Source organism: Paraglaciecola sp., assembly GCF_030730205.1.
In the GTDB taxonomy this organism is placed as follows: domain Bacteria; phylum Pseudomonadota; class Gammaproteobacteria; order Enterobacterales; family Alteromonadaceae; genus Paraglaciecola.
This window is the reverse complement of sequence record NZ_JANQVQ010000089.1, coordinates 1-4,343: the sequence shown is the minus strand read 5'-3', so window position 1 is coordinate 4,343 and position 4,343 is coordinate 1. Positions and strand designations below refer to the sequence as shown.

The following is a 4,343-nucleotide window of genomic DNA, read 5'->3' as shown; positions in this document are numbered from 1 at the left end:
CTATTGATAAAGCGGTAAGTACTCGTATTTTAACCTTAACTCAAGACCACATAGTCTTACAAAACAGGAAACGTGTTATGACCGGAGATAGAAAAAAGGACGCGCACTCTATTGAAAGCCTCTCAACCATAGAGTCAGCAATGAGTAAAATGGATAATCCGATCCCCAATACTGTACCTGAAGAACGCTACCTGTATTTTACCGAGCGCGACTTAACAAAAATTTTAGAAAATGTTGATGCGCTTCGTAGTAGCGTCTTTCCCATCGTCAATGCTGAAAACGAAATTGCCGCTCGAAGACAACAAAATTTCCCTTCAGTATGCCTTATCGGTCTGGGCAGGTGTGGTTCAAACATTGCCCTAGATGTTGCCTCCCTAGTTTACAATGCACGCAATTTTTACCTCAACGAATTTGAGAATGAAGAACGAGAGAACCGCGAACAGGAGCATCGCCCCTTACGTTGGATAAAACGCAGTCTACATTTATCAAATAACGAGAACGTAAAACCCGTGTTTTTGATTGAGCCCTTGGTGATGTTAGGTGACTTAGACAAAGATATCGAAGGACGGGTGCGGTTTTCTAATAAAGGAGAAAAAAACAGCTTTTTAAAAGAATATACTAAGATGAAAATCATGGATTTATCTGAAGTTCATGCCGGAGGTGCAGGCAATGCACCCATTCTTGGACAATATCTAGCCAGAATCATCCTCAACAAAGATACCCAACGTTTTGCCAACAAAGAATGGAAAAACATTCATTCCTACCTTATTGATTCTTGCGGCATTAAAGCCAATCAATCCCGATTATATTTTTACATCTTCAGCGCAGGCGGTGGCACGGGTTCTGGCATGGCATCTGAATTTGGTTTAGCGCAACAATATGCCTACATGAGTAAAACATTCGAAACCAGGCCGCTGAGTGAAAGCGACGATAACCGCGGGCACTCTTTTGTATTTGAACCTATATTTACCAGTGGCATTTGCATACTGCCAAATATTTCTGACCACGGCGTAGAAATGTCTGAAGCTTTGCATATCAATGCTGGCCGTTTGTTATGCAAATATATGGCTGAAGAATGGGATTTTTCTTATAACTTTGACAAAGAAGACAGCAATAACACCAGTGCAATGCATCGCATTAGGCCATGGAATGCCATGATGTTGATATCGAATGACATCATGCGCTATGCCGAAGAAACAGACGATGATGGCATTCAATCTATTGATGTCAACGCCATGGAGAAACACGCCAATCAATATATCTCGCAGCAAATATTCAATATTTTAACCGCACAGGCCGTTACAACTGATTACGACGAAAACTACTTTAGGCGAGCAGGCATTGATATTGGTGAAACCATACGGCTCGATGCTAACGACTTATTTATGAGCTTAGCGGGGCCCGTCGCATTAGCCTATGCTGAGTCAGTTGTTAACACTGAAAATCTATCTGGGGTGGATAAAATCAAATTATTCGACAAAGGCGCTAACGAATTAGATATCAATGATTTGTTCTTCCGCTCAATCGACTTACCCCACTTTAATAAAGTCACACAGGCGATTGAAGGCATCAGCCTCTTACCCATTGAATCAAGCCGCTACAGAAAAAGACTAAAAGAATATTTAAAAAGTGGCTACGACGCCAAGCATCTCAAAGACCTACATTTTTTCAAAAATTGCTCGTCGATTGTCTCTATTATCTCTTTGCCCAAAGATTACAAATTGTCTTACATGGATTTAAATCGTTTAAAGTCAAACCTTAATACCTTGTTCCCCAATACCACGTTAAAGCGTTATGCCTTAGTCATTGGCGCTTCGGCTAATGTGTCGTTAACCACCCTAATTGTAAAAAGTCCTTGTTTGAGTGATGATTTTCTTACTTTGATTGTGGCTTACATCAAGCGATGTTTTGCCAAAAATAACTACCGTTTCGACGAGAAACTAGACCAAGCAATGGTAGATTTTATCCGGGCTGAAGAGTTTGATGAAAACGCCTTAGATTCAATGCTCGAAGAGTATGAGAATCCGGCTAAGATTCTGGACACCAATTGGTATGCCATCAAACCCATGTATGAGAAAAAATATCGCGAGCTGATACGTGAAAAGGAAAAGTTTGTCTCTATCAACGATATAAGATTAAGTCGAAATAACGTTAAAAAAGCGATTAAATATTTACGCGAGATTTATCGTCATAAAATTAGCAAAACCCAAGTCATATCGTTAAATAACGACGAGGACGACTTTTAGCCTGTTTTACTCACTATCACAGTAACAGGCTGACAAGTGCGCATTAGGCTTTTTAAGCAATAATGCGCACTGTCTTACTGCCCTAAACCCAATCCAGTCTGTCGCATATATGCCAACAAGGCTTTTGCGTCTGGATGTTGGCTGCGTGCTAAACCGGCGGCCGTACCTTGTTGATCAGCAGTGCTTTTGTGTTGACCTAACTTATGTTTACCCTCGATATGGTCAATTTCTATTTTAAAACCCACAATGGCGCTCGCTAGTTTTTGCTGATAATCCAGCGGCATTAGTTCTTGGTTGGCAAGCAAAGCGGGTTCGTATTGGCTTACCAGTAAGTGAATACTGTGAATAAGCCCTGCTTCATCTAGCAAACTCGCCCTACCTTTGCTATGTACCGCCGCATAATTCCAGGTAGGCACCGCGGGGCCATTCGCATACCACGAAGGTGATATATAACTATGCGGACCATTAAAAACAGCCTTGACCACGGCATTATTGAGCACTTTCCAGTGAGGGTTTGCTTTTGCTACGTGTCCATAAAGAGTGCCGTACCGCCCCTCATCCGCAACCAAACATAGTGGTAAGTGCGTTATTTGCAAATCTTCGCTTATCAGTAGCGCAAAACCAAACTGAGCAATAAATTGCTGTTGCTGAATAAGCTCGTTCATCATCATATTTCGTGGAATATACAAAACATCACCTTTGGCCAACTAATTGCAGTAAGATCTATTAATAGCGCTTTTGGCTTCCTAAAAACATCCTTTTTTTAATAACCAAATAGCATAACAACAGCCTTATCAATTGTTCCTTGGTGATAAAAGAAAAGGCAAAATATTCGCTCTTTTAAATTAGGTGGATTCAAAACATGCAATATTTCCCGATTTTCTTGGATACCACTGATTTAAATTGCTTAGTGGTAGGTGCCGGTGAAGTTGCCGCACGTAAAATCGAATTACTGCTTAAAACCCACGCCACCATCAATGTGGTTGCCCCTTGGGCCTGCGACACAGTGCTTCGTTTAGTCGAAGAAGGCAAAGTGAAATTTGAGAAACGCCTGTATGAAACCCAAGATCTAAGTCAAAAACAGTTAGTCTTTGTGGCCACTGATGACAGCCTCGTCAATGCCCAAGTGCATGCTCAAGCAAAAGCGCAGAATATTTTGGTTAACGTGGTCGATAATATTCCCTTATGCCAATTTATTACACCTTCAATTGTCGACCGCTCACCTATCGTTATTGCCATAAGTAGTGGCGGCGTTGCACCAGTATTGCTCAGATACTTGCGCCAAAAACTAGAATCGCTCATTCCACAGAAAGTCAGTTTATTAGGCCAGTTTTCTGAAAAATTTCGTGAGCTAGTTAAACAGAAATTATCCTCGGTGACCGCACGACGCTTCTTTTGGGAAGATGTATTAGATGGGGATATCGCCGAAGATGTGTTGGTGGGCAATAGCGAGCAAGCTGAGCGCAAGTTGCTTAGCAAACTAGATTCAGATGATTCGAAAATCAAAGGCGAAGTGTATCTAGTGGGTGCAGGACCGGGTGACCCCGATCTACTCACATTTCGCGCCCTGCGATTAATGCAAAAAGCCGATGTGGTGGTTTATGACCGTTTAGTCTCGTCTGAAATACTCGAGTTGGTGCGCCGTGACGCAGAAAAAATCTATGTGGGAAAAGCAAAAAGCAAACATACGGTGCCGCAAGAAGAAATCAATGAGTTACTTGCCAGCGAAGCCTTAGCGGGTAAGCGAGTCGTGCGTTTGAAAGGCGGCGATCCTTTTATCTTTGGTCGCGGCGGCGAAGAAATCGAAACCCTTGTTGAAAAAGGGATCAGCTTTCAAGTTGTGCCCGGCATCACGGCCGCAAGCGGGGCGGCTAGCTATGCAGGCATACCACTGACTCATCGTGACCATGCTAAATCAGTGGTATTTGCGACAGGTCATTTGCGCGACAACACCATTAACTTAAATTGGAAAGGATTAGCCCAAGCTGATCAAACCATTGTGTTTTATATGGGCTTAACAGGATTAGCGATTATTTGTGAGGAGTTGGTCAAACATGGCTTGCCCACAACAACCCCTATCGCCATGGTGCAGTCAGC

At 42.5% G+C, this 4,343-nt stretch carries 3 protein-coding genes; 2 read left to right on the top strand and 1 reads right to left on the bottom strand.

The window, feature by feature from the left end:
• Nucleotides 1-140: 140 nt before the first annotated feature.
• A complete protein-coding gene (locus NWQ57_RS07605) occupies nucleotides 141-2,246 on the top strand; it encodes a hypothetical protein (protein ID WP_306021545.1) in 2,106 nt (701 codons plus the stop codon).
• Nucleotides 2,247-2,320: 74 nt separating this feature from the next.
• Here NWQ57_RS07605 and NWQ57_RS07600 read toward each other — a convergent pair whose 3' ends face one another.
• Nucleotides 2,321-2,935 carry an FMN-binding negative transcriptional regulator gene (locus NWQ57_RS07600; protein WP_306021544.1) on the bottom strand — a complete coding sequence of 205 codons (615 nt, stop codon included), beginning with the start codon at nucleotides 2,933-2,935 and terminating at the stop codon, nucleotides 2,321-2,323.
• A gap of 173 nt (nucleotides 2,936-3,108) precedes the next feature.
• Between NWQ57_RS07600 and cysG the strand changes: the two genes are divergently transcribed.
• A partial coding sequence (gene cysG / locus NWQ57_RS07595; protein WP_306021543.1) for a siroheme synthase CysG occupies nucleotides 3,109-4,343 on the top strand: 1,235 nt, incomplete at its 3' end.

Bases quoted from the DNA above. Each gene is read 5' to 3' on its own strand.
- NWQ57_RS07605 (WP_306021545.1), top strand. From the start codon at position 141: ATGAGTAAAATGGATAATCCGATCCCCAATACTGTACCTGAAGAACGC.